This is a genomic window from Bradyrhizobium sp. CCBAU 051011 (genome assembly GCF_009930815.1).
Taxonomy (GTDB): Bacteria; Pseudomonadota; Alphaproteobacteria; order Rhizobiales; family Xanthobacteraceae; genus Bradyrhizobium.
The window spans coordinates 8355278-8380269 of sequence record NZ_CP022222.1; the positions used below are offsets into that span (position 1 = coordinate 8355278).

Annotated in this window: 32 protein-coding genes, 1 tRNA gene and 1 pseudogene; 25 read left to right on the plus strand and 9 right to left on the minus strand. The window is 60.0% G+C overall.

Translation table 11 applies throughout. The annotated features are described in order from the left end of the window. Positions 1–222: 222 nt before the first annotated feature. Positions 223–786, plus strand: coding sequence for a hypothetical protein (locus ACH79_RS39270; protein ID WP_161855589.1), 564 nt, complete (start codon positions 223–225; stop codon positions 784–786). A 199-nt stretch (positions 787–985) separates the two neighbouring features. Here ACH79_RS39270 and ACH79_RS44610 read toward each other — a convergent pair whose 3' ends face one another. After that, complete coding sequence (locus tag ACH79_RS44610; protein ID WP_246738318.1) at positions 986–1279, minus strand: hypothetical protein; 294 nt, start codon at positions 1277–1279, stop codon at positions 986–988. Between the two features lie 637 nt (positions 1280–1916). Between ACH79_RS44610 and ACH79_RS39275 the strand changes: the two genes are divergently transcribed. From ACH79_RS39275 to ACH79_RS39310, 8 genes are all read left to right on the plus strand, one after another. After that, the gene (locus tag ACH79_RS39275) at positions 1917–2282 is read left to right on the plus strand and encodes a response regulator (RefSeq protein WP_161855590.1); all 366 of its coding nucleotides are present in this window, start codon (positions 1917–1919) and stop codon (positions 2280–2282) included. Positions 2283–2395: 113 nt separating this feature from the next. Continuing rightward, complete coding sequence (locus ACH79_RS39280; protein WP_246738319.1) at positions 2396–2791, plus strand: recombinase family protein; 396 nt, start codon at positions 2396–2398, stop codon at positions 2789–2791. Between the two features lie 686 nt (positions 2792–3477). Further along, a complete protein-coding gene (locus ACH79_RS39285) occupies positions 3478–3942 on the plus strand; it encodes a hypothetical protein (RefSeq protein ID WP_161855592.1) in 465 nt (154 codons plus the stop codon). Then, a complete protein-coding gene (locus ACH79_RS39290) occupies positions 3939–4643 on the plus strand; it encodes a hypothetical protein (RefSeq protein ID WP_161855593.1) in 705 nt (234 codons plus the stop codon). The genes ACH79_RS39285 and ACH79_RS39290 overlap by 4 nt, the downstream gene beginning before the upstream one ends. A gap of 176 nt (positions 4644–4819) precedes the next feature. Then, positions 4820–5548, plus strand: a complete 729-nt coding sequence (locus ACH79_RS39295) for a hypothetical protein (RefSeq protein ID WP_161855594.1) — start codon at positions 4820–4822, stop codon at positions 5546–5548. Positions 5549–5550: 2 nt separating this feature from the next. Next, positions 5551–5757, plus strand: coding sequence for a hypothetical protein (locus ACH79_RS39300; protein WP_161855595.1), 207 nt, complete (start codon positions 5551–5553; stop codon positions 5755–5757). A gap of 127 nt (positions 5758–5884) precedes the next feature. Continuing rightward, positions 5885–6754, plus strand: coding sequence for a ComEC/Rec2 family competence protein (locus tag ACH79_RS39305; protein ID WP_161855596.1), 870 nt, complete (start codon positions 5885–5887; stop codon positions 6752–6754). Beyond that, positions 6751–7398 carry a hypothetical protein gene (locus tag ACH79_RS39310; RefSeq protein WP_161855597.1) on the plus strand — a complete coding sequence of 216 codons (648 nt, stop codon included), beginning with the start codon at positions 6751–6753 and terminating at the stop codon, positions 7396–7398. Before ACH79_RS39305 ends, ACH79_RS39310 begins: the two co-directional genes overlap by 4 nt. Before the next feature lie 28 nt (positions 7399–7426). Here the strand turns inward: ACH79_RS39310 and ACH79_RS39315 are convergent, their stop codons facing one another. Continuing rightward, positions 7427–7819 (minus strand): DUF2513 domain-containing protein, encoded by a 393-nt coding sequence (locus ACH79_RS39315; protein WP_161855598.1) that lies wholly within the window; start codon positions 7817–7819, stop codon positions 7427–7429. A 325-nt stretch (positions 7820–8144) separates the two neighbouring features. Here ACH79_RS39315 and ACH79_RS39320 point away from each other — a divergent pair, with 325 nt between their 5' ends. The 6 genes from ACH79_RS39320 to ACH79_RS39345 all read left to right on the plus strand — a co-directional run bounded on the left by ACH79_RS39320 (position 8145) and on the right by ACH79_RS39345 (position 11142). Continuing rightward, complete coding sequence (locus ACH79_RS39320) at positions 8145–8549, plus strand: hypothetical protein (RefSeq protein ID WP_161855599.1); 405 nt, start codon at positions 8145–8147, stop codon at positions 8547–8549. 337 nt (positions 8550–8886) lie between these two features. Further along, positions 8887–9174, plus strand: a complete 288-nt coding sequence (locus tag ACH79_RS39325; RefSeq protein WP_161855600.1) for a hypothetical protein — start codon at positions 8887–8889, stop codon at positions 9172–9174. Next, complete coding sequence (locus ACH79_RS39330; RefSeq protein ID WP_161855601.1) at positions 9171–10067, plus strand: DUF3102 domain-containing protein; 897 nt, start codon at positions 9171–9173, stop codon at positions 10065–10067. Before ACH79_RS39325 ends, ACH79_RS39330 begins: the two co-directional genes overlap by 4 nt. A 3-nt stretch (positions 10068–10070) precedes the next feature. Beyond that, entirely contained in the window at positions 10071–10316 is a 246-nt protein-coding gene (locus tag ACH79_RS39335; RefSeq protein ID WP_161855602.1) for an AlpA family transcriptional regulator, read from the plus strand. Beyond that, the gene (locus ACH79_RS39340) at positions 10313–10888 is read left to right on the plus strand and encodes a hypothetical protein (protein WP_161855603.1); all 576 of its coding nucleotides are present in this window, start codon (positions 10313–10315) and stop codon (positions 10886–10888) included. Before ACH79_RS39335 ends, ACH79_RS39340 begins: the two co-directional genes overlap by 4 nt. A gap of 8 nt (positions 10889–10896) precedes the next feature. Continuing rightward, a complete protein-coding gene (locus ACH79_RS39345; RefSeq protein WP_161855604.1) occupies positions 10897–11142 on the plus strand; it encodes a hypothetical protein in 246 nt (81 codons plus the stop codon). Here ACH79_RS39345 and ACH79_RS44895 read toward each other — a convergent pair. After that, a complete protein-coding gene (locus ACH79_RS44895; RefSeq protein WP_256380290.1) occupies positions 11139–11267 on the minus strand; it encodes a hypothetical protein in 129 nt (42 codons plus the stop codon). The two genes, ACH79_RS39345 and ACH79_RS44895, sit on opposite strands and share 4 nt — an antisense overlap. 104 nt (positions 11268–11371) lie before the next feature. Here ACH79_RS44895 and ACH79_RS39350 point away from each other — a divergent pair, with 104 nt between their 5' ends. After that, complete coding sequence (locus tag ACH79_RS39350) at positions 11372–12715, plus strand: IS5 family transposase (RefSeq protein ID WP_161851761.1); 1344 nt, start codon at positions 11372–11374, stop codon at positions 12713–12715. Positions 12716–12937: 222 nt separating this feature from the next. Here ACH79_RS39350 and ACH79_RS39355 read toward each other — a convergent pair. Next, a tRNA-OTHER gene (locus ACH79_RS39355) sits at positions 12938–13002 on the minus strand. Between the two features lie 627 nt (positions 13003–13629). On the opposite strand from ACH79_RS39355, the gene ACH79_RS39360 reads away from it, so the two are divergent. The 8 genes from ACH79_RS39360 (at position 13630) to ACH79_RS39395 (ending at position 19596) form a co-directional block, all read left to right on the plus strand. Next, a complete protein-coding gene (locus ACH79_RS39360) occupies positions 13630–13836 on the plus strand; it encodes a hypothetical protein (RefSeq protein ID WP_161855605.1) in 207 nt (68 codons plus the stop codon). 3 nt (positions 13837–13839) lie between these two features. After that, complete coding sequence (gene modA / locus ACH79_RS39365) at positions 13840–14352, plus strand: molybdate ABC transporter substrate-binding protein (RefSeq protein WP_161855606.1); 513 nt, start codon at positions 13840–13842, stop codon at positions 14350–14352. Positions 14353–14362: 10 nt separating this feature from the next. Then, complete coding sequence (modB, locus tag ACH79_RS39370; protein WP_161856805.1) at positions 14363–15046, plus strand: molybdate ABC transporter permease subunit; 684 nt, start codon at positions 14363–14365, stop codon at positions 15044–15046. Further along, on the plus strand, positions 15043–16209 hold the full coding sequence (gene modC / locus ACH79_RS39375; protein WP_161855607.1) for a molybdenum ABC transporter ATP-binding protein: 1167 nt from the start codon (positions 15043–15045) through the stop codon (positions 16207–16209). The genes modB and modC overlap by 4 nt, the downstream gene beginning before the upstream one ends. A 227-nt stretch (positions 16210–16436) precedes the next feature. Continuing rightward, the gene (locus tag ACH79_RS39380; RefSeq protein ID WP_161855608.1) at positions 16437–16613 is read left to right on the plus strand and encodes a hypothetical protein; all 177 of its coding nucleotides are present in this window, start codon (positions 16437–16439) and stop codon (positions 16611–16613) included. An 844-nt stretch (positions 16614–17457) separates the two neighbouring features. After that, positions 17458–17970 carry a DUF2478 domain-containing protein gene (locus ACH79_RS39385; protein ID WP_161855609.1) on the plus strand — a complete coding sequence of 171 codons (513 nt, stop codon included), beginning with the start codon at positions 17458–17460 and terminating at the stop codon, positions 17968–17970. 518 nt (positions 17971–18488) lie between these two features. Beyond that, positions 18489–19043: a peroxiredoxin gene (locus tag ACH79_RS39390; protein WP_057862001.1), complete on the plus strand. Its 555-nt coding sequence runs from the start codon at positions 18489–18491 to the stop codon at positions 19041–19043. Positions 19044–19050: 7 nt separating this feature from the next. Next, positions 19051–19596, plus strand: coding sequence for a carboxymuconolactone decarboxylase family protein (locus ACH79_RS39395; protein WP_161855610.1), 546 nt, complete (start codon positions 19051–19053; stop codon positions 19594–19596). A 594-nt stretch (positions 19597–20190) separates the two neighbouring features. Here the strand turns inward: ACH79_RS39395 and ACH79_RS39400 are convergent. Genes ACH79_RS39400 through ACH79_RS39415 form a run of 4 tightly spaced genes read right to left on the minus strand, consistent with a single transcriptional unit; the run spans position 20191 to position 22725 of the window. After that, positions 20191–21336, minus strand: coding sequence for an E2 ligase fold family C protein (locus tag ACH79_RS39400; protein WP_246738320.1), 1146 nt, complete (start codon positions 21334–21336; stop codon positions 20191–20193). Between the two features lie 3 nt (positions 21337–21339). Further along, positions 21340–21828, minus strand: coding sequence for a Mov34/MPN/PAD-1 family protein (locus tag ACH79_RS39405; RefSeq protein WP_161855611.1), 489 nt, complete (start codon positions 21826–21828; stop codon positions 21340–21342). Then, on the minus strand, positions 21825–22442 hold the full coding sequence (locus tag ACH79_RS39410; protein WP_161855612.1) for a putative metal-binding protein: 618 nt from the start codon (positions 22440–22442) through the stop codon (positions 21825–21827). Before ACH79_RS39410 ends, ACH79_RS39405 begins: the two co-directional genes overlap by 4 nt. Further along, entirely contained in the window at positions 22435–22725 is a 291-nt protein-coding gene (locus ACH79_RS39415) for a DUF2604 domain-containing protein (protein ID WP_057862005.1), read from the minus strand. Before ACH79_RS39415 ends, ACH79_RS39410 begins: the two co-directional genes overlap by 8 nt. A gap of 186 nt (positions 22726–22911) precedes the next feature. Between ACH79_RS39415 and ACH79_RS44620 the strand changes: the two are divergent. Beyond that, positions 22912–23166 (plus strand): annotated as a pseudogene (locus tag ACH79_RS44620) (SOS response-associated peptidase); the annotation flags it as partial. A gap of 896 nt (positions 23167–24062) precedes the next feature. On the opposite strand, the gene ACH79_RS39420 reads toward ACH79_RS44620, so the two are convergent. Then, positions 24063–24821 (minus strand): glucose 1-dehydrogenase, encoded by a 759-nt coding sequence (locus tag ACH79_RS39420; protein ID WP_161855613.1) that lies wholly within the window; start codon positions 24819–24821, stop codon positions 24063–24065. Between the last annotated feature and the right edge of the window lie 171 nt (positions 24822–24992).

A 24992-nucleotide genomic window follows, 5' to 3' on the forward strand; every position in this document is an offset into this window, starting at 1 on the left:
GGCCCTCGGTTTCGCGCAGCTGCGCTTGCGTTCCGCAATTATGACGCCGCCGGTGCTGGTCGTCGCTGGCGCGGCGCGAGCGAGATCCTGGTTCAGGGCTCGGCCAAGACAGCGGCGCGCGGTCCGCAGCGTCATCGCAACCTAACCGGCCTCCTCCGCAGTGGCGACGTGAAAGCAATACCGACGGCTGATGCGCAAGCTGCAGCAGCAGGGGGGCGCGTAATGGCAAACAGCGTCGTGACCCCCATCGGCGGCTCACTGGTGATGCAGACACGCACAGGCGTCGCCGCCATCATGAACACGGCGCTGGCGCCGTTCATCTTGCAGGAACAGTGGTGCGGCCCGATCTGGGCCGCCAGAGATGCCGCCTCATTCGTTGCCGTCGACAAGGATGGCGACCTGATCGCGCTCGGCGACAACATCGATTGGATAGCCTCACGCGCCCGCGCCGTTGAAATCCAGCAGAAGCTACCGCCGCTCGCCGATATCGCGGCGGCCTACAAGACGGTTGACCAGACTCTCCGCGTCAAGCCCGCATCAGGCGAGTATCAGCTACTCGCAAGCAAGATGCTCGACGTGCTCGGCATCAAGGGGGGTGACGATACTGATGCCTATGTCGAGGCGCTGGCCTGGACGCTGGCCGAAGTTTGGCGCGCCAATGGAGACCCCAGCGGCACGCCGGGGTGGATTCCAATTCCAGCGTTCGCCAAGGCCGTTCAACACATCTGGCGAGACCGCGATTTCTTGGGATCACTTTGGCGGAACAAAACGGCCGCCGATCCCTGACATCATCGAGCACTCCAAAGACTACCGCCGCGATCTGGTCTTGGTGCGGGACAGTATCGACATGCTCGGCCGTACCAGAAGCGACTCGGTCGGATAATCGAGGTCGTCAACGACTATGAAGCCGAGGAATGGTGAGAGAGCGCGCCGCCTCACGCGCGCGCGGGCGTTTGAAGCGTAAGCATATCAGCCGCTGTCTGCTTCAGTCGCAGACTTCGACCCAGCGAGATACCCAGGAATATCCGTCCCAATAACGCTCGCGAACGCTTCGACAGGGCGGCGGTTCTTCGACGTATACCCGCGGCGCGGCAGGTACGTAATACACCGGTGGTGGGGGAGCCGGGCGGGCCGCGAGTGCGCCACCGAGCAACATCCCGCCGAGAAGACCCCCGGCCACCCCAGCGGCGATTTGGCCGTTTTCGGCCCTTGCAGGAGCTACCACAAATCCGGAACTCGCAAGAATCGTGGCAGCAACAAGCGCTACTACCAATCTCATCGCGGCCTCCATCGAGGGTGCAATTGCTCGGTAGGATTTCAACTGTTTTCAGTTAAATCATTCTTAATCGGAAAGAAGTGGTCCGCCGGGCCTCCAAAAGCGACGCCTGAGCCACACCGGACCATGCGTGGTCGCGAAAGGCGTGGCCTTCGAATACGAGGTAGTCGGCAGAATAAAAATGGCCCCAACGCGCGGCGGTGCGCCGAGGCCATCCAAAGTATTTCCATCTGCAAACAGCCAGGTGGAGTGGGGCCCTACCTGGCACGCCGATAGAAGTGGGAAAAGGTGGCAAATCAGAGGCCCAGCCCAGCCGGGCGCCGCCGCGCCTATGCATTTTCTGAACGTCCTGCGGAACGAAAGCACATGCCAGGAGTTCTGCGAAACACCAAAGCTACGCGTAATGGGGTTGTTCGGGGAACTATGTCGCAGAATCGCTTCCATGCCCGCAAAGCCGCAGCAGCACTACTAAAAATGGCGAAGGTATCTTCTGATCCCGCGTTGGCCGGTCGGCTAGTGGAGGCCGCCGCAGATCTGAAGGATCATGTTGGCGAGGCTCCGCCGCCTGTCAGCGTGAAGGCGCCTGATATAAGAACAGATGACTAACTGAATCGCCCCGACTAGTCCTGGATGATCCCTCATGCGCACAATCTCCACGCTGCTGGTCGAGGACGAAACCCTGATCAGGATGATGTTGGCTGAAATGGCGGAAGAGCTGGGGTGCTTGAACATTTCGGAAGCCGCAAATATTGAGGCGGCGATGTCATTGGCTGAGACAGGCTCGTTCGATCTAGCCCTGCTAGACATTAACATCGCGGGTTCTCTTGTAACCCCGGTCGTTCATATTCTCGATAGACGAAGCGTTCCGATCGTTTTCGTCAGCGGTTATAGCAACCAAACGATGCCGGACGAGCTAAGAGGCAGGCTGCTTGTTCAGAAGCCCTTCTCGCAAGATACCTTAATGGATGCTATCAACCGCGCGATTGGCTTGGATTCCGCCGCTTGATTGCCGCTTTGGCTTTAATTTGATTTTCGCAGTTGGCCTTATTTTGACTTGTGTTGGCGGATTACTATGGGCCAGTTTTGTTTCAGGGTCAGGCGCAGCTGACGAAGCTGATGATGGCCCTCAAGTCCGGCGACGTCGTCGTGGTGACGAAACTCGATCGGCTCGGCCGTTCTACCCGCGAGCTATTGGACCTGATCGAACAGATCGGCGCGGCCGGTGCTGCGTTCCGGTCGCTCGGCCACCCGCTATTCGACACCACGTCATCGCAGGGCCGCTTGCTTCTGGCCGTGCTGGCCGCGATCGCAAGCTTCGAGCGCGACTTGATCGCAGAGCGCACCACCGAGGGCCGTAAGCGCGCCATGGCAGAGGGCAAGAAGTTCGGCCGGAAGCCTAAGCTGACAGACTTCCAGAGGAAGGAAGCCTTGAAGCGCCGGGCAGCCGGCGAGACCCTGGCCAAGATCGCGAAGAGCTACGCGGTCGACACCTCGATGATCTCCCGCTTGCGCTAAACGCCACTGCCATCGCCCCGGCGTGCGCCAACTGGCTGGCGGCGGCGATCTTGAAGGTGGTCAGGGCTTAAGCAGGCTCCCGTCTCGCATCTATCTGGGCTTATCAGGCCGCTGGGGGCTCTAGTTCCAGCACGCGCAGTCCAGCGGGTGTAATCTCGTATCTGCCATCTCGGCGGCGTACCAGCCACCCAGCTCTGACCATCTCCTGCGCAGTCTGCACGCTACAAACAGGATGACTGCCGCCGGGGTAGTAGAGCCTGCCAGTGCGGTCGATAAGGTATCCGTATAGCTGAGCTTGCCGAAGTGCTCTAATTCTAGGGCTCTCCATACCCTCACATAGTCACCAGGGCCGGGAATTGCGATTCCATGCGCGTGCCGGCCTCACAGGGGTAGTTCACCACCCCGCATAGCCCGTTACACCCGAATCGGTCGCTTGTCCGTCGCTAGGGTTGCGCGCACTATTCCTTTGCGGCCGATCAACTCGGCCCCATCACCCCGATCGGCGGCAAGCGACGGCCCCGGCGTGATGCCATCCGAGGTTAGCGCCGGGGTTGTCCTCGCAAAGAAGCGCTAGCGCCTTAGCAGCGCGCGCTGTCCGCGCGTTCGCGCCGGCTCGACCCGGTCCGCCAGCCGGCCTCCTCGTCCCTGGCCGGGCCGGAACCATGCACCTGATTGGTGCTAAGTAGATGGTATCACAAAACTTTTATTTTGACCCGGTAAATCTCGTTGCAGGTCGGAGAAGCGGGAAGGATTCGATCGCTTCAGCCGTCGCCGCCTATGCGGCCGCCACGTTCAAGCCGGACGGCAAGGTGCGAGCTGGCGAGCGCCCCCTTGTTATGCTGCTTGGAGCCGATCGCGCCCAGGCGCGGGCGCAGCTAGCGTACATACGGGGGTATTTTGCCGAGATTGTGCCATTTAAGGCGATGGTTCAGCGCGAAACGGTAGACGGTCTCTGCTGGTTAACGGCGTCGATATCGTGGTGCAGACGAGTGACCACCGATCAGCTAGAGGCCGGCAGCATCTTGGCCGGCTCCACAATTCTCGGTGCCATGGGGAAGCTGGTCGACAAGACCAAAGATTTCCAAGACGAGCTGATCAAGCTGCAGCGGCTCGGCGGCGACTCGGCAACGCCGCCGCAGCTGGCACCATGACCGCCAAGGCCTTCGACATCGCAAAGCGCGTTCCCATGAAAGTCCAGGATCTCCTGAAGATCCCCGGCACCACGTATTCAATAATGGGCGAACATGAGGCGATGGAAACATGGGAGCCGCTCGCCAAATATGCCTGGACCCAGCAAAGCGACGCGCACTTCAAGGGAGACGTCACCGGCAGCTTGCAAAAGGTCATCAGGGCCGGTGAAATGTCCGGCCGCATCACCGACCCCATCACAAAAAACATCGACCCTCACCGGCTATCGTCGTTCCTCGATACGGTTGCGCGCATCAAGGCGGCGACTCACGGAATGGTCAATGAAGATATCCTCCTAGCGCTGGCGCAGCAGGGCGGCCCGACCCTGCGCGGCTTGAGCGATGAAGGATTCCTCGCCTTAGCGATTCAGTCTCAAATGATGGGGGGACACCGCGCCGGCACGGCGTACATGTCCTTGTGGCAGCAGCTCGCCAGCGGCACCATGAAGAAGCGCACCGCCGAGGGCATGGAAGAAATGGGATTTTTGAAGCCAGGCGAATGGTCGAGCGAAGGCGGCCACGTCTCCATTGGTTCGGAAGCCTCGAAGCGATTGGCGCAACTGATCGGCCAAGATCCCCTCGTGTTCGCCAAGCAGATCAACGAGGAGCTTGCCAAGAAGGGCATCACGGATCCGATAGAACAGCAGCAAGCAATAATGCGCTGACCGGCCGGCAGACCACCCAGCGCCTCACAATGGAGGAGGCTCTGGGGCGGCAGCAGATGATCGCAGAACGCTCGCGCATGCAGCAAGGCGTTGGCGCTGGCGCATCCTACGATCTGATCAATGACAAGAGCATCACGGCGAACATGCACGCAAAGCAGAACGCCTGGAACAACCTGTTGCTCGCGGTGGCGGGCCCGAACAGCGAGAACGTCGTGGCCGTCCTGAAGCAACTTACTTCTGCGATAAACGGCCTGACCTCCGTCGCCACGGGAATCGATCCTGAAAAAATGCAGCTAATCTTCAAGGCTGTCGCCGCCCTGGGCGCGGGCCTCGTTGTCCTCGGCGCGGTCTCGCTCGCCTCGCTCGTTGCGCTTGCGAGCGTCCCCAGTATCATCATTGCGCTCTCCGGCGCGCTTGGCATCTTCGCCGCCTTGAATTGGGAGAGCATCAAGGCCAACGCCGAGACCATCAAGGACGTCGCCATGACCATCATCGGCGCGGTGCCGGGTCTCGGCGCCGTAGCCGCCGCGATTGGCACGCTCGCCCAGATCCCATGGCAGAACATCGTCACCATGTTCGACGGCATCAGGAATGCCCTCATGTCGTTTATCGGATGGCTGGAAAGCGTAGCCGGCAAGGTCAAAGGCATCTTCAGCACAAAACCGACTCCGGATGCGGCGCCGACAATAGACAATAAGAGCCTTCTACATCTTCAGCGGTTCAACCCAGGCACTGGCGGTCAGAAGCGTGAACAATATGCCTTCAACCTAAACATTGATGGTGACAGAATCGCTCAAACGATCATCGACAAAATGGAAGACATCTACAGCTTCCCGACTGGCGCGCCGTCGCCGGATGGATCCGGACGCTATTTCGCCGGCGACCATAATTTCACCGATGTCTGATCATGCCTAAGTCAGTTCTCGAGCTCGACCCGACGCGCGCGATGGAGATCCACGATATTGACTACGCTGGCGCAATGGAGCTCGCCGGCATCATTAAAGCAAGACATGGCGGTGGCGAGTCCGGGCCGGAGGCCCTACGGGCGATGCTGGATGAACTGGTCGAGGCCGGATTTGTGCCGATCGCCAACCCGTCGCACTCGGCACATTAGACCACAGGTCACCGCGGGGATTATCTCGGCTGGTGATAAGTTGCAGTGGTCCAGGGGACGCAACTAGCGGAAGCGCATCCAAAGGGAATACATTCGCTCCCAGAGGCTTCGGGGCCGGGGGGTTGAAATGCCGGGGGCAATGCATCTTCGAATTTGGGACGTGGAGCACGGCGCCTGCGCAATGCTCCACCATACGCTGAACGGCGTTGCTGGCCGCTTGGCAATGATCGACAGCGGCGACACGCACGACTGGATGCCATCGGGGTTCATCACACAAACGCTCGGCCGAAACAGGCTGGACTATCTGTTCATTACGAACGCCGACCAGGACCACATGAGCGGCCTTCAGGGCCTGTGGGACGCCGGAATAGATGTGCCTGTCATGCATCACAATCCGACGTTCGGCGCCCAGGCGTTTGCGGCGGTCAAGCGCCAGAGCGGCCCGCTGACGCGCGACGCGCAACGCTACATGCAGAACTTGGGCACGTTTACGGCGCCGGTTGAATACCCGTTCGACAGCAGCATGGGCGGCATCACCGCCACGATGTTCTATAACCCGTGGCCGCTGTTCCAGAAGACGAACGATCTGAGTCTTGTCGTGTTCATCAAGTTCGGCCGGTTCGGCATCCTGTTTCCGGGCGACCTTGAAGGGCCTGGCTGGCGAAACCAGCTGTCTAACGCCGCATTCCGCACGATGCTCGAGAGCGTTAATATCCTCGTGGCCTCACACCACGGCCGCGACAACGGGTACTGCGAAGATATCTTCGACTATTGCCGCCCCCAGGCCGTCGTAATGTCGGACAAGGCCATCGTGCATGACACACAGAACATGGTCCAAGCGTACCGCTATCAGGTGATGAAGCATCACGCCAACGGAGTTTTTGTGCGCACCTCGGGGCGCAACAGGCACGTACTTACTACCCGCCGCGACGGCTGGATTCAGTTTGAAGTGGACGACCAAGGAAACTTCGGCATCGAAACAGAGTACCAAGGATGAAAAGCCGCTCCACGGTCCTGAAGGCCGCCAACATGAAATGGCTGGTGTCGCTGGCGGCATTCGACGCCGCCGTGGTGTTGCTGTTTGTGGCGCCGGGGTTGATAGACGCCAGCACGTTGGCGCTTCTGCGTGCAGGTTCAGCGACGGCCCTGCCGGTTCTTGTTTTGCTGTTCACGGGACTACTGTCGCACGATGCAAAGGCGCGGCTTGTCTTCTGGAAGATCGCCAACCCGCTTCCTGGCAGCGCCGCCTTTACGAAGCACGCGCCCGCCGACGCGCGGATCGACATGGCGGCGCTGGCAAAGAACGTGGGCGCGTTGCCGACCGACCCAGGCCAGCAGAACGCAATGTGGTACAAGCTGTACCGCCTAGTCGGCGATGACCCCGCAGTGTCCGAGGCCCACAAGCTGTACCTCATGTACCGCGACATGGCGGTGATGTCGCTGTCTATGGTTCCGCTGGCGCCCGCCGCGATTTGGTATGCCGGCGCACCAGCGGGCAGCCTATGGATTGCTAGCGGCTTGTTCGCGGTGCAGTACGTGATGTGCGCCGTTGCCGCCCGTCACAGTGGCACGCGTTTCGTGTGCAACGTGTTGGCCATCCATTCGACCACGAAGGTCAAGGCAAAGACAGCTGCACAGTGATTTCGCGCTTCCGCGCTGCGAGAGAGCTTTACGGCAACATTCCTCCCATCCACTTAGCTAATTCAGCTCGGGCCAGACCTTTTGCCGCCTCCAAGACGAATCTCAAGCTCTCACCGCTAGCGGTCTTAGCCATGGATTTCGCTTTCTCCCACCGATCGGGGTCTTTGGTGGAGTCGATGAAATCATGACCGTCTGCGGTCAAGCGCTTGACGATGAAGTTGCCTGACACCTCGACATACTCGCCTTCCAACCAGCCCTCATCCAGAATCTGCATGAGATTGTAGGCAAGTTCATCGTCGCTGTGGTCAGGAAGTTCGAACAGCTCACTGGCGTAACAGGAATGACTACTCCGGCCATTGAGGTCTGAGTTTTGCTCGAGCGCTTGCATCATGCGCCTGATCAGATCGAGATTTCTTTTCATGCCCTGACTCCAAGCTGCACCGTTGTTTGGTGCTCGCTAATGCACCCAGTCGGTGCATTTTCCGCTTTGTTGACAATGACTTATAACCGGGCGCAAGATCAGCTTTGCCGCCTATCGGGCGGCGAGCCCCGGTCAGTGCCGAATACACTAGACCAGGGCTCTGACCCAAGACACGGAGACGACCATGTCTAAGGCTAAGGCAAGTTCTAGCACATCCAACGAAGCCGAGTTGTTCAACATAATCAGGCGGCTCCGCGAACTCTGCCGCGAGAGCGACAGGCTGGACGATCGCGAAATGAAGTTGTTGGGGCGCCTACGGTCGATGGTGGGTGAAGAGGCCTACCGCGGGCACCTCGTCGGAATGCACTTCGCCGGAGCTAAGAAAAGGCCGCCGGAGACGCGCGAGGTTGGCATGCTCCTGGCTGAGATATCAGAGGTCAGAGCGCAGGACGCGCAGATCAGAGAAGCCCTCTACGAAGTCGAATGGCAAATCGGTTTTGCCGATGTCTCCACGCAAAAAGGATACGAGGCCCAGGTCCGCGAGATCAACAAGGCCGAGTTTGACGATGGTGATCTCGTCATGATGGCATGGCAGCTCGGCCGCTCGGCCGCGCGACCAGGTATCAGCAAGCCTCCGAATCTTGAACTCGAGGCCGATCGCGATGAGCGCCGCCGCAAGGAATCGGAAGGCCACCACGACACCGCCGATAACCAGTCCGCCGCGCTCTGATCGTGCTGGCATCGACACCAAGAGCCCGCCGCTCACCGGCGGGCTTTCCTGTTTGCCCAATAATTCCTGCCTTGTCGTTTGCGGCGCGTTCCAACTTGATAAACGGGCTAAACGCCACTAAATCTGCGTGCGGACCCGCCCCACGATTAAAATCGAGTCGAAAGATGAGCCAAGGAACATGGCGCGTCCGACCGAGTGAGATTGACCGCGCTATCCGGTCCGTTCGGTCTTCTGGTCTTCCAGTCCGCAACATCGAAATTGCTCCGGACGGCACCGCCCGCATTCACGTCGGCGACCTCGATAAGGTTGCCGGCGATGAGCCGCGGGAGGTGCGGTGATGGCGACCAGGAAGCGCGCGCGTCCGTACAAGCGCGATGTGGATCAGGTGCCGACAATTCGGATCACGACTGTGCAGATCATGTCGTCGCCGGAATTCGAGCTTGGGCTTTCCGATGTCCGTCGGGGCATCCCGTTCGACTGGCGGAACGGCGAGTGGAATTACGAACGAGGTCGCCTGTTTGGGCACATCGCACCGCTCGATATGCAGCTCCGGATCGGCGGAAAGCTCAATCCCAAAGCAGTTGCACTCTACGATGCCGCCTCCAATCGGAGGCTGGTCATATGACCAAGCGCAAGAATCGATCTCTCGACACGATCGCCGACGACATCAGCAAGCTGAAGCGGGATCACATCTTCGATGTCGGCGATCTTCTGATCGAGGCCAAGGAACAGTGCGAACATGGCCAATGGCTCGACTGGCTCGATGATGAATTTGAGTGGTCAGTTGACACCGCCGAAAACTACATGAAGGTCGCGGAACTAGCTTCCAAATTCCGCCCGCTTCGGAATTTGAAGCTCGCAAAAACCACACTCTACACACTGGCTGGCAGCGATTACGATGACGATACGATCGGTGCGATCATCAACGAGTTGGAGAAACATGCCACCAGGACGAGACTGAAGCCGTGCGATGCAAGGCGCATCATAGATATCGGTTTCGGGAGGCACCACTACGGCGACTATCCCGACGCAACACTCTTCAAATTAGCGGACATCGATTGGACCCGTGGCGAGCCGTTTCACGAGAAAGCGGTCACCGCGCTGAAGGAGCGTAAGCCGGAAACCGACGAAGCCGCCGAGGCTATTGTTGACGAGATCGTAGCGGAACAGCGAGAGGCTGATCGGGTGCGGCGAGAAGCCGAGCAAGCCGAGATGTTGCGCAATATCGAGCGCAGCATTGAATCCGATAACGAGGCCGAGCGCGAAGCTGAAGCCATCCTTGACGGACCGCCGCCGGAGCTGCCGTCGATCACACCACCAGAGCCGCAGAAGTTTAGCGCCAGTACACTATGGGCCGGGACCGGATCGTTCGATCGTGCCGTAAGAGACCTCCTCGATTTGCGCACGAAGCCGGCTGAAAGATTTGTCGGGGTGTTCTCGCCGACAGAGTTGCGCGCGGTCAGCGAATTCATGATTGCCGTCGCGGAGGCCAGCAAGACGAAGGCGGAGGCGGTCTGATCCATGCCAAAGCAGGCCGCCCTTCTGTCCACCTTGCCGCCCCGCCTGATCGGGCGCGACGCGGCGGCGGCCTATGTGTGCGTCTGCCCGAATACCTTCGACCGTCTAGTGGAAGCAGGGCGCATGCCGCGCGCCCGGATTCTAGGCGATAAGCGCAAGGCATGGGACACGAGGGAACTTGACATCGCCATAGATCAGTTACCTCATGAGGGTGAGGAACTAGCCGCCTCTGACGAGGGCTGGACATGACCAGGAAACGGCGCCGGCTGCCGCCGCACGTTGAGGCTAACACTGTCAAGGGTCACACCTACCTATCGTTTCGCGTTCGCAGTCAGAACGGGCCGCGCATCCGTCTCCCCGACGATCCGACATCGGAAGAGTTTCGCCTTGCCTACGCCGCGGCAATGGGCGGCACACAGAAGTCCGCCACGAAGAAGGACTCGCCCGACAGTATCTCCGCGAAGATCACTGCCTACATGGCGAGCCCGGCCTATCGCGCCCTTAGCGACTCCTCAAAGGATGGCTACAACTCTCGGCTTGAGCAGATCAGGACCGACCACGGCCACCGCGCGTTCTCTGGTCTTACCAAGGAGCGCGTTGAGACCTTCATTCTTGCGCCGCTCGCCAACAAGCCCGGCGCCGCTCTCGATACGCTGAAAAAGTTGCGCATCCTGATCAACCATTTCAAGCTCACACCCGATCCGACCGCCGGCATCAAGCGGCCGAAGGGGAATGAGATCAGGTCATGGGCCGATGGCGAGATGCCGCTTACGAACGGCGCTGGCCGATCGGCACGAAGCAGCGCACCGCCTATGCGCTGATGTTGAACATGGGCACCGCCCGCATCGACACCCACGCGCTGACATGGCCCCAAGTCGACGATGGCGCCTGTTACCGGCGCCACAAGACCGGAGTCGCCGTCGACATGGCGGTGAGCGAGGATCTGGAGAAGGCGCTGGCGGCGACGCCGCGCAAGCATGTTGTGGTCATCACCACGGCCTACGGCAAGCCGTTCACGGTCGACGGTTTCAGCCGGTTCATGCGCGACGCGATCACCGCCGCCGGCTGCCTCTAACCTGCCAGCCGCATGGCCTGCGCAAGACGCTTGGCCGACTGCTTGCCGACGCCGGCTGCAGCGCCCACGACATCGTCGTCCGTGAAGAATTCCCAAGCCGTTGATTTGGAATCCGGAAACGGCATTTTGCAGTAATTGAATTTGCCGGAAAGCGGGCCTTTGGAGCGGGATTCCTTGCAAACTTGATTTGTGATTCACTCGCGCAGAACCGGCTTTGGCGAGAGATTCGATGCGGCCACGAGAGCGGAGCGAGACGGGGGAACAGGATCTTTTCCGCTCCCGGCTCGATCAGATCATCGACATGAAGCATCCGCTGGTGAGGCTGGGCCGCACGGTGGATTGGGGCTTTCTGGAAGGGCGGTTCGGCGAGGTTTACGATGATGATCCCGGCCGGCCGCCGCTGCCGACGCGCTTGATGGCGGGGCTTTCGATCCTCAAGCACACCTACGACCTGTCCGACGAGGTGCTGTGCGAGCGGTGGGTCGAGAACCCCTATTACCAATACTTCTGCGGCGAAGAATTCTTCCAGCACCGGTTGGTGTTCGATCGCTCGTCGCTGACGCGCTGGCGCAATCGCATGGGCGAGGAACGGCTGGCGGCGCTGATCCAGGAAAGCCTGTCGGTTGCCGTCAAGACCGAGGCAGTCAAGCCGTCCGAACTGTCGCGGGTGATCGTCGACACCACGGTTCAGCCCAAGAACGTGACGTTCCCCACCGACGCGAAGCTTCTAAACCGGGCGCGCGAGAAGCTGGTGCGGCTGGCGCAGCGCCATGGGGTGATTTTGCGTCAGTCCTATGCGCGGGTGGGCAAGTTCGCCCTGATCGAGCACCAGCGCTATGCCCACGCCAAGCAGTTCAAGCGCGCCAACCGGAAGCTCAAGACGCTGCGGACCTATCTGGGCCGCGTGATCCGCGACATCGGCCGCAAGATCGAGGGTAACAGCGGGCTCGAGGCGGCGTTCGCAAAGCTGCTGGCGCTGGCGCGGCGCGTGCGCGAGCAGCAGCAGCGTCAACGTGGGCCGAAGGTTTATTCCCTGCACGCGCCGGAGGTCGAGTGCATCGGCAAGGGCAAGGCCCACCGGCCTTACGAGTTCGGCGTCAAAGTCTCCGTCGCCACCACGATCGGCCACGCCAGGGGCGGCCAACTCGTCACCCATGTGAAGGCACTGCCCGGCAATCCCTATGACGGTCACACGCTGGCCACCGTGATCCCGGACATGGAGGCGCTCATCGGCAACATCATCGCGCGCCTCCTCGCCGACAAGGGATATCGCGGCCACAACGCCCCACCCGATTACAAGTTCAGGGTCTTCATCTCCGGCCAGAAGCGAGGAGTGACACCAAGGATCAAACGCCAATTGCGCCGCAGGGCCGCTGTCGAGCCCGTCATCGGCCATCTCAAAGCCGAGCACCGCATGGGCCGCAATTATCTCTGGTTCCGTCGCGGCGATGCAGCCAACGCCGTCCTCGCCGCCGCCGGCTACAACTTCCGCCGCCTCATCCGCTGGCTCAGGCTTTTGCTGCACCTCTTCCTGACCGCACTCTTCTCCGGCGGTCGGCTTAATCCAGCGTGAAATCAATCTTCTTCACGGACGACGACATCATGGCCGCGCTCGGGCACACCACGCTTGCCGAAGCGGAACGATATACTCGCGACGCCGATCGCAAGCGCGGCGGCAAGCGCCGCGGTGACTCAGCTCAATGAACATCGCAAGAACAAACCTTCCCAAACCACACCCGAAAGTTTGGGAAAAGCGGCAAAAAGCGAAGGGAAAATAACGCCGAGACTACCCGCATGGCGCTCCCTAGGGGAATCGAACCCCTTGAGCGGGCCGCCTCCTGACCGCTCGACGAAGGGAGCTAAGCTATTGAAATTGCATCTAAACTTGCGACCTCCTCAACTCATCACAGCGCTTTTTCCTGCGTCCGGCACGTGATAGATCTACCGCATTTCACTGGGGGATATAAGCGTCCGACCTTTTTCGAGTGACGGATGCGAGCGATGCCGGAAACCACCTTACAGAAGATGATAGGCGCGATCACCAATCTTGATCGGCTGAATCAAGCCGTCGCCGAGCGCCTTTACCCGGTTATCGCGAGAGACGGCGACAGCAGCGGACGAGGACACCGATCAGGATCGCAATCAGGACCTGGACATAAAGGAGGTTTTTACCACGGTCGAGACGCCCGCGCGGCCGCAGTTCCGATCTTGTCATGATTTTCCTACCCCAACACGAACTCGAATAACTGGCCGCCGCGCGCTGAGAGGCGAGCGACATCACACGAGCGGCCACCTTGTCCGGTTCAGACGACGATGTCGGAAGTCCGACAATCGGCAACGTCATCAAAAAGCAGGCAGTTACGGTGTTTTCCTCGCCAAGCAAGGCGCTCACCAGATTCGGCGAGCGGCACGCCGATTGCTGGGATCAGGCGCAAACCCGCCGCCGCTGCCGGAGTGCTCGCAGCGGCCCCGTCTCAGGACTGCCCGATGAGCCGCGCTCGATCGATCCCGATTAAGGCACTGATGCCGCTTATGCTCGGAAGTGAACAGTCGGCGAACATCAATGTCGCGCTTGCCGCCGAGTTCACCGAGCCGGCCGGGGATATCGTATCCTTCAAGCAGAAATCCGCACAGAAGGCCGTGTTCGGCGCGAGCCGACAGCTTTATAGCCAGATCACGCAAGGCGGGTCGTGACAAATGATTCTCACGGCCGACGATTCCCACCCGAAGAAATTGGTTGAGAATGGTTTTGCTGTACGTGAAGGCCGACTCACCCACGCTAGCAGCAACCTGGTGCTCTGGAGCAGAACGGCGAAGTTCGTGAACGGCTTCGACACGTTCAGGACGGCATCTATCCTAAAATTACAGATCTGCAACTCCGCCCCGGCGCTCTATGGCGCTGCGGTGGAAGCGATGAAGGCCATCGATGCCTATGAGGGCATGCAACCGAAGCTGGTCGAGGGCGCAACCATCACGCAGGCCTACCAATTCATCAAGACGGTCAATGCCGAGCTCAGCGCCGCCCCGCTTCCGCAACTCGCAGACAGCAAGAGCGTTTCGCGCTGGCTCGTGCCGCAGGAGTTTGTGACCCGATCTTGCGGAACGTCGTGCGGTTGCAGACTGACGCCGATAACCGAGCGACGCGCGCCTAAAGGTCCCGGTAGTCTACTCAATTATTACGCGAGCATGACAATGTGCTCGAACAGTTAAATTGACGCGCATGGATAGCTTTTCACCAGAAATCTGGCAGTCGCTCGGGCTTACGATCGAGCTCGCGAGCGTGACGACCGTGATCCTGCTGATCGTCGGCACGCCGCTCGCGTGGTGGCTAGCACGCTCGAAGAGCCTTTGGACGGAGGCCGTGGCCACGATCATCGCGCTGCCGCTGGTGCTGCCGCCAACAGTACTCGGTTTTTATCTGCTCGCCCTGCTCGGCCCGAACGGCCCGGTCGACCTTCTCGCCTCTCTCTGGGGCGGGCGCACGCTGGCCTTCACCTTTGCGGGGCTCGTGGTTGGATCGGTTTTGTCAGCGCTGCCTTTGGTGGTGGAGCCCATCCGCTCCGCCTTCGCTGCTGTGGGTGACCGGCCGCTGGAGATCGCGGCTACTCTGCGCGCCTCGCCCTTATATGCCTTCTTCACGGTCGCCCTGCCTCTGGCGCGACCGGGTCTTCTGACAGCCGCTGTGCTTGGCTTTGCGCATACGATCAGCACGTTTGGCGTCGTGGTGATGATCGGCGGCAACATTCCTGGGCGCACCAAGGTGCTGTCGGCCTTTCTCTTCGACTTTGTCCAAGAGTCGCGCTGGCGCGAAGCAAGCTGGCTTGCCGGCGCCATGGCGATGTTCGCCGTTGCGGTCGTCCTCACCTTAACCTTGATCGACAAAAACAGCAGGAGGAGCACGTGAGGACAGCCACACCGGGCCGGATTGAAATTGCCTTTAGAGGCAGTATCGCTAGCTTTCCACTCGATACACAATTCAGCGTACCGGCCAAAGGCGTGGCGGCGATTTTCGGCCCGCCAGGCTGCGGAAAGACTGCGGTGGCGCGCTGCATCGCTGGCCTTGAGCGTTTGCCGGCCAGCTTCTGCGCCATCGATGGCGAGGTATGGCAGGACGAGACTACCTTCCGCCCGCCGCATCTGCGTTCCATTGGCTATGTGTCTCAGGAGGCGGGCCTTTTTCCCCATTTGTCGGTCAGGCGCAACCTGCTTTATGGTGCGCCCAAACCCAAACCGATGCCGATCGCGTTTGATGAGGTGGTCGAACTGCTCGACCTAGCGCCGCTACTCGACCGCTCTCCCTCGCATCTCTCCGGCGGGGAGCGGCAGCGCGTCGCCATGGGTCGCGCGCTGTTGTCTCAGCCCAGACTGCTTGTGATGGACGAGCCGCTTGCTGCGCTCCACAACCGCGCCAAACGTGAGATTCTGCCGTTCGTCGAACGCCTGCCCGCGAAGCTCGCGCTGCCGATGATCTACATCGGCCATGACATGGCGGAGATCGAACGCTTTGCCGATTATCTCGTTATGATGGATCGCGGCATGGTGACTGCGGCTGGGCCGCTGCATGTCTTGCAGACCGATCCTGCGCTGCCGCTTGCACCAAGCCGCGAAGCCGCCATCAGCCTTGATGCCGTGGTGAGCGGCTATGATGGACGCTATGGGCTTCTTATTCTCCGCCTCAAAGGTGCGCGCCTGTTGGTTCCGGCGCCGCCGCTTGCACCCGGCGTGCACCAACGGCTGCGCATCGCCGCCTGCGACGTCAGCGTCGCGCGCGAAGCGCCGCGCGCAGGCTCCATCCTCAACGTCTTTCCGGCGCGCATCAGAGCCTGTTTGCCGCTCGGCGCGGCTGAGATCACGCTGGTACTTGCGCTCGGCACCGGGGGCTCGGGCGCAGAGATTTTAGCGCGCATCACGCGTTTCTCCTTTGATTCGCTAGGACTCAAGGATGGAATGGACGTATTCGCCCAGCTCAAGCACATCTCGCTACTCTCGGCCTCTGAACCGCCACTGCAAACCATACCAGCTTCCACGCCAACAGCAGAGCCTGGACAGGCAAGCGCCGCGGCGTGAAACGAGAAGCTCGGCACGAGAGGCGAGCAGCATCATCTTAAGCCTCCACTCTTGTCGTGCCACGCCATGTGCGGTTGAAGACGCCGATATCGGAAGCACGACAAGCCGACCCAGCCATTCGACAGGGCACGCTGGCAGCTATGCGCGTTTGCTGTCGTCAACCAAGGCCGCGCACCATTTTCCTGAACGGCACGCGGATTGCTGGGATAAGGAGCTAAAGAGCCGCGATGGCCAAAGCCATCGCAGCGGCCCCGTCCCAGGAATTTCCGATGACGCTTACCCGATTGATCCTGATCAATTCAATTCTGACGCTGCTTATAATCGGAAATGCAGAAGCGGCAGAGATCGATGTGGCGGTCGCTGCGAACTTCACCATGCCGGCCAAGGAGATGCAGCGTCGTTGAAGCAAAAGACCAGGCGAGGCCCCGTTTAGCTTTGGCGCGAGCGGACAGTTTTACGGCCAGATCACGCAAGGGGCGCCCTTTGAGGTGTTTCTCTCGGCCGAATGCCCGCCCGAGCAAACTGGCCGAGAACCGTCTCGCGGTTCCGCAAAGCCGCTTCACCCATGCGATCGGCAACCTCGTGCTGTGGAGTTCGACTCAGAAGTTCGTGAACGACGCGGAGACTTTCGCAAAACTGTCGATCTACAATCCGGCGGCAGCGTTCTATGGCGCAGCCGCGGAGCACGCTGTGAAAGCGCTCGGCACCTGTGAGTCGACGCAGCCGAAGCTGGTCGCGGGATTCTCGTGTCTTTCTGGGACGGACGCACCCCCCTTCATCTTTGCCGGGCCTGTGGTCGGATCAGTTTTATACGCGCTGTCTTTCGTGGTACAGCCGCTTCCGAACGCCTCCGTGGCCAAGCTGGCTTGCCGTGGGCATGGTGATGTTCGGCCTTGCGGTAATCTTCACCCCAGCCTTGATCGAGAACTGCAGCGCAAGTAGAGCACGTGAGGACAGCCACACCAGACCGGATCGAAATCGCCTTCAGCGATAGGCTCTCTAGCTTTGCGATCGATGCGCAGTTCAGTGTACGGGCCAAAGGTGTGGCGGCGACCTCCAGCACGGCGCGCATGACGCGCCGCTGCCTATACGCTAAGGCTCAACTATGGAATTGACGTATTCGCCCCAGGTCAAAGGCCGTCCCGCTGGTTCACGACCTCTGAACCCTACGGCATCGCGCCATCTACGCCAGCAGTAGATACTGGACAGGCAGGCGCTGCAGGTGAAACGAGCCAGAGGATCAAGCCTATGATCGCCAACCTCGCCGAGATCGATCCCAAGCGCCTTGCGGCAATCCTCTACAGGCCGGAACAAGACGCGGATAGACTGCTCGCCGACTTCACCCAGGATCTCGCGCGGCAAGGCGTGCGCGTCGGCGGCATCGTCCAGCGAAACTTCAAGGGCGCAAACGGCACGAAAACCATGCTAGCGCTCGACGTTGCAACGGGGCGCGAGATTCCGATCTGTCAACCACTCGGCAGCGGCGCCACGTCCTGCAAACTCGATGCTAATGGGCTCGCAGATGCCGCAGTTGTTGTGTCCCGCGCGATCAAGCGGCACGTCGATCTACTCGTAATCAACAAATTCTCTAAGCAAGAGGCGTCCGGCCGGGGCCTGCGCGACGAATTTGCTGATGCCATCATTGCTGGAGTGCCGCTCCTCACCGCCGTCCCCGAAAAATGCCATGCCGCCTGGCGGACATTCACCGGAGATGTCGGCACGACGCTGCGGTGCGAGCGCCAGGTCGTGGAGGGATGGTGACGCGACATCGCCCTGCGCCTGCCGCGCATCCGCGCGCATTGCATCCCGTCAGCGGCTATTTACCCACATCAGATCCGATAGACTGATCACGCGCGGGAGGACATCCACAATTTTGATCCCGAGAACGTGCGCCACGTCATTAACGTCATTGCCGGTTCCCGCGCCACCTCACATCCGCTGTCCTCGTGCGCGTCGTGGGGTCGATCCGTGGCTTGGCGGAACATTGCCGCGGGCGCTGGGTTTCATCTTAATCAATTGCAATCGTTCGGCATCATAACCCGAACAGTTGGCTTGGGGCTAATCGTTCAAAGGCGCGCAACCGGCGGAGCACGGCAACATGCTCGGTTGTTGATGCAGGACGGCAGAACCATTCAAACAATGCTGTTAAGATGCCATCACGACGAGCATCCGATTGTCACATTTCACCCAGTTGAATCGCGATATCATCTGGCATATCGCTTGCTTCGCCTGATGCCGGAATCATCGGTTTCTGCGCGAAGCAATCTTGTGAGGACAATATGCTTGGAATTGGAAGCAAGTTGCCGTCGTTCGAAATCACAGGCGTGAAGCCCGGTTTTCATCTGCACGAGGAAAACGGGCAGAGCGCGTTCGAGACGCTGACGGAAAACAGCTTTCCTGGAAAATGGAAAGTCATCTTCTTCTACCCCAAGGATTTCACCTTCGTCTGCCCAACCGAGATCGCGGAGTTTGCCCGGCTATCGAAGGATTTCGCCGAGCGCGATGCTGTGGTGCTAGGCGGTTCGACCGACAACGAGTTCTGCAAGCTCGCTTGGCGGCGCTCGCACAAGGACCTGCAACATCTGCCAATCTGGCAGTTTGCCGACACTAAGGGCGGGCTGGTCGATGGCCTCGATGTGCGTTCGCCCGACGGCGTCGCTTATCGCTACACATTCGTCGTCGACCCCGACAATACCATCCAGCACGTCTACGCGACCAATCTAAATGTCGGCCGCAGCCCGAAGGACACGCTGCGCGTTCTGGACGCGCTACAGACCGACGAGCTCTGCGCCTGTAACCGCGAGATCGGCGGCGAAACCCTGAAAGTTGCTTGAGGCATCAATGTCGATTGAACAGCTAAAGGACCAGATTCCCGATTTCGCCAAGGACGTGAGACTCAACTTGGCTTCGATCCTGTCGGATGAGACGCTATCACCGCAGAGCAAATACGGGCTGTTGCTCGCCACCGCGATTGCGGTCCGCAATCCCCTGGTGATCGCCGCAATGGAATCTGCGGCCGCCGTCGTGATAACGCCGGCCGCGGTCGCGGCGGCAAAATCCGCGGCCTCCATGATGGCGATGAACAACGTCTACTACCGCTTCGTTCACCTCGCCTCCAATCCGGAATACAAGACGATGCCGGCGCGGCTGCGCATGAACGTGATCGGCAATCCCGGCGTGGACAAAGCCGATTTCGAGCTGTGGTCGCTGGCGGTAAGCGCCATCAACGGCTGCGGCGCCTGCATGGACGCCCATGAGAAGGCGCTGCGGGAAGCCGGCGTCAGCTCGGCGGCCATCCAAACCGCGGTCCGCTTTGCCGCGATCGTGCAGTCGGTTGCGGTTGCGATCGAGGCGGCCGGCATGGGCGTGACCCAGGCGGTGGAGTGATCCTCCGCGCTCATTGCCGAGGGTGTTTTAGAATCCAGATGCGGTTGATACTCCAACAACTTCAGGCGCATTCGGAAAAAAGCGCCCCCTCAGCAATTTCAATAGCTTGGCAGCCCTCTCCAAACGAAAATAGCGCGTCCGGCTGGAGCGCACGTTCGCGGCGCCTACCGCGAGGCGAGGCCTTCCAATAGTGATCAGATCGAAGTTAAGGAGCTCTGCAGCTTCGGTACTTTCGTCGGTATGCAGCTAAGAAGTCTTCGTCTGCGCAGATGCACCGTCCTGACGTATCTTTTGCCTTAGGATCGTGAAGATGCGACGCGAGTGGACGAAGCAGGTTAATCCGTGTGCTTGTGGTCCGCAGGTTCAGAAGGCCGGAAGCGTGCTTCACGAGATGCGCCGCCAACATTATGCCAGCGAGAGCCGACTGAAACGACATCGGCACAACGGCTCTCACCGGCTGCGCTCCGTCCGTCAGGCGCATGACAATCCCTCCGCAGATTGCCCGCTGGTGAAAGCATCGGACGGACTGGCCGACAAACTCTTTAAGGGCTTCGGACGGAATGTTGAACGCTTTGGCGACACGTTCGACGAAACCTACATCCACCGGCCTGTTCGTCTGAAGGAGATCCCGGATCTCCTGTTGGGCCTCCGGCATCTTGAGCTCCTCAGCAATCTTCTCGTCTTCGTCTTTATTTTCCCGTGAGGCAAGTAAAGGCAGGCCAGACATGCCCGGCCGTCATCAAAGCCATGGCGCGACACTCCGAGATCAAGCTCTTGTGTCCAGGCGTTTACGATCCATTTCGGCAACGCCCCCTGCGCGGCAATGCGGTCCGGAGCGTTGTCCAATGCGACAGCAACTCTTTCGAACATCCAATCGTTCCGGTCGCTCACATAGACGTCCCATTTGACACAATGAGCCGACACTTCCAGCGCCGTATCCACGAGCGCGGCACGCGCCAGATCCACTTTTGGTGAACCAACATCACATTGGCCGGCCAGCACGTAGCGCTGTAGATTCGAAAGGTCGACCTCCTCATCGTCCACCAGACGAAGCGATCCTTTAATGCTCGCCGTGCGAGCCAAAGCCCAAATCGCGCCATTGCCGATCGCGCCGAGCCCGACGAGGTGAGTCTCGCCGATATCCGTTCCTTCCAAACCCGGACCGGAGTCAGGGGTACCCTGGGCGTAGGTCAGCATTGACAGGTCGATAAGCTCGTCCGCGTCGCCCTGCTCCAGCTGGTCGGCAAATACCGTCCGAAAGACGTTGGCTGCCGCGAAGCATGACGCAGCTCCCGCGCCAAACGGATTCATCGACTTGCCGGAACCAACCAGACCGCGGCTCGAAAGTTTGGCTCTCCATCCCTCCGAGCCGATGAAGAAGGTCGGACACTTAATGCGCGACGGACTGCTTCCAACGACCACGGAAACCGTGACGGCCTTCCTGGTTTTCGCGAGCTCGATCTCAGGATTGATGGACTTCGCCAGGAACTCCAGGATTGGAACATGATCCTTCGCCTTTGCATCAAGCGGCCGCAGCGCGATCGTCGGATAAAGGCGCGACAACAGCCTGATGATCATATCCAGGCTGGCTCTGCCTTCCCGCGACTGCACGGCTGCGCCGTCGAAAGACACTCCGATCACTTGCGCGGCAAGCCTGTCCTCGAACGCCGACATCTTGAAATTGGTCAGCGCCCGCGACGCTGCCGACGCCGCGCGGTCCATGAAGTTGGCCCTGGCCATCGTTCAATCCTTGATTAAAATCATCCGCGTAACCTGGCCAACCGACAAGGGGCGCCACACTCCAGCCCCGTCAAGCCGGTACGATGCGACGTTCCTGAGATCGAAGGGCACTCGCGCGAAGTCAGGCACGACCAAAGACAAGCACCCCACCGTCGTGGCGATCGCGTACTCGTCGTCCGTGCTGGAATGATAGGCTCGGCCGGGATGACTGTGTATCTGGGCAATGAGCGCAAGCTTCTCCCGGTACAGCCATACATTTATGCGATGCAGCTCTTCAGGTCCTATTACGACGCACACTCCATCGGCAGTACGTATGTGGCGCTGGGCAGGAATGAGCGTCCTATGTACCTGAAAATGGTGCCCCGTCTGACGGCCTACCCAAAGGCCGAGACCTTCATGCCCTTCACAACCCACCTTCCGCAAATGGGCATCGAGTTCATCTACGCAGCCGGGCGGCACCGAGAGGACCGTAACGTCCGCAATCTGATTCATTCCGGTACGGCCAGTAATGAGGGCAGCACGTTCACCGCCGGGATCTGGACCTGCACCTGGTAATGCTCGATCGGCTTTACCCCGTGGTGCCAGATCTTTTCGAGGATAAAAGCCAACGATCCTTCGCCAGAGCTTCGATGCAGCAGCCATGAATCACTCGTGTGAGCGGGATTGTTGTGGTATTCGAAAATGCCGGGAAGACAAATAAATGGCCGATCATCAGGGCTGTTGTACTGAATCATGTTTGTCATTTGCACCCCTCCCTGCTGGGCCAGCGCCAGAATGGTCTCGGGAGTTGCGCCGGGGATTGCCGCACGGCGAAGCATTTGCAGCTGGAGCAATTTGGCGGGTATCGGTTCGCGCATGAAAGGGTCCACGAACCTGACGGAGGGCGGCCGCAGATCGTAATTCGTAAAATTCAGCACGATGGCAGCGACGATCGGAGGCGGTCTCGGCTTAGTCGCCGCGAAAGCCACAAAGATCTCCGGAAACTCTGCGTCAAGCAGGATCCAGCCCCTCTTGCGATAGGCCGATTCCATGCTCCGATAGTTGGCAAGCTCCCGCTCGAACTTTACGCGCGAGACCTCGGGATCGACAGTTTGGAGATCAGCCACCGGCCACGCCAGCCTTGAGGCTCAGGAACAGCGTCACTTGCTTGCCAAATCCAAACTCGCCTAGCTTCTTGTCCGGATCCAACAGCTCGCCCGCTTCGTTCTTGATCTCCCAATTTTCGGGCGGCTGAGCCAGGTTATTGGTCTCCTCCAGCGCCTTTTGGCGGGCCACATGCAGCGGCTGCTGCTCTATGGCCTTAATGACGACAGGCTGACCGTTCACGACCATCGTGATTTCGACGAAATCCGCGCCGTGATCACTTCCCGGCTTCTTCTCATTCTTCATTTTTGGTCCTGTTGTGTGTGGGCGGCGCTTGGAATCGATGCTGTCGATTGTATGCAGAGGACGACGTGTTAAAAAAAGCGAGCATGCCACAAGATGCATTCGGAAAGTCTTCATTTGGCGCGGGGTTATGCAGTTTTCAGGCGTTGGCGCTCTTTCGTCCACATCTCCGACCCGTTGCGGCTTGAGCCGCGCAGACCGGCGGGCTCGCCAGTGAGCAGCATCCGGAACACGTCGCCACACTGGCGCATGCGGCTCAAGCTGGACAACCGATGTCTCGTGCCCTTCAACGGCTTTGCCGGATATGCCCGCGAACCGAACCCGAGACGAAGAAGAAGGATGTCGTCTGGTTCGCGCTAAAACGAGGATCGGCCGCTCTGTGCCTGCGCTGGCATCGGGACCGAGTTCAGCGGCGACCGCGGCACCATATCCAAGCCGGTCCCAATGGCAGAAGGAAGACCCCAAAATTCTCAAAGCCGTTAACGATGTAATTAAGGACAAGCGCAATCCACATAAGGGCTCGGGAACCGGAACCCCATAAGCATGATTTTGAAGGGTGATGGTTGCGGCGCATTACCGGAGAGCATCGACTCGTTTACCGCCCCAAGGGGCGAGACCCAGCAACTCGACACTCGCTCAACGTCGATACCACTGCTGAGCTGCTGATTCGCAATCCCGCCTTCCGAATCCTATTCGGAGGCGTGCTCAAGCCGGAGTACGTTCCCTGCCCCCGACCCCGAGGGTCCGCTGATGAAATGCTTGCCTATGACATAAAGCGACATGTACATCTGCCCAGGCTGGGCCGCGATGTTGTCTGAACATGCCTCCCGCAAATCCCAGTGCTCGATTCTGCGCCTTGACCGGCTCAGGCTGCGAGGTCCAGCTGGTGCTCAAGACGAGTTGCTCCTGCTGGCACGCCCAAAACCTACGCAACGTCGCAAAGTTGATCCCGCCGCCTACGCTGCAGTGCTGCGGTTCACCTAAGCACACCACGACTCAGGGCGACCATTGCTCTGTACCCTCCACAAAGCGCTGGTTCGTCGACTTGACGTGTCGTTCTCGTTAATCAATCGCCTTTTTGGTCGAACTCGGCCTGCTCCAGCGCAGGCAGAACCTGATCTAATCGCCGCATCACCGAGTGCAGCGAGTCGCTAAAACAGCTCCGTTCTGCTCCAGCTGCAAGCACTGTTCGCGCATCGAAGGTGCCCGCGGGCTGCGCTGGCGCCAAACTGCGGCCTCCGGAGAAGTTATCGTTGGCGATACCGGGTCCGAAGATCCCGAGAGCTGAGACGACGAACCGCCGTCTCGTTGTCCTGGCGGGGACGATCAGTTGGTGCTCATCAAAAGATATACTCGGGAGCCAGCCATTTGTGTGGGACGCCGGTCGTCAGACCGCCATCGATAACGATCTCGGAACCGGTAAGATAACTGGACTCGTCGCTGAGCAGGAACAAGACTGCCTGCGACACTTCCTGCGGCCGGCCGGCCCGTCCCAGTGGAATGGGGAAAATGGAGGGATCGAAGCTCACGGTCATCGGCGTGGTGATGAAGCCGGGATGGATCGAGTTGACGCGGACGCCCGAGGCCGCGGCCTCCAGAGCAGCAGACTTGGTTATGCCTCGCACGCCGAACTTGGAAGCGACATAGGCATGAAGCCCGGCAGTGCCCCGGAGCCCCTCGACGGACGAGACATTAACGATCGAACCTCCGCCTACGCGCCGGATTGCCGGCAGAGCCGCCTGCATTCCAAGGAACGCTCCGGTCAAATTGACTGCGATAATCTTGTTCCACTGATCAAGCGGGAACTGCTCGATCGGGGCCGTGCTGGCGATGCCAGCATTGTTAACCAGCCCATGCAGCGCGCCGAAGCTGCTCTCAGCGGTCGCGACCGCCCTAGCCCACTCCTCCGGCTGGGTGACGTCCTGAGGTACATAGATGGCGGAAGCGCCCAGTTCAGCCGCGAGAGCCTCTCCTTGTGTATGAAGAATATCAGTGATTACGACCTTGGCGCCTTCAGCTACAAGCAGGCGCGCATGAGCTGCACCCATCCCACGAGCTCCGCCGGTCACCAGAATGACCTTTTCGTTCACACGTCCCATGACATGTTCCTTGCTTCGCTCCGTCGATCAGTGGCTGCGCAGCGGGGCGATCAGCTCGAGCCCATCTTTCTCGCTTAGACCGGACAACCTTGACGATCTCGCCGCCCGAAACCAGGCGCGCCCTGTCATGCCAGAAGAACTCCTGATGGTGCTCCATCAGTTCGTCCTTCG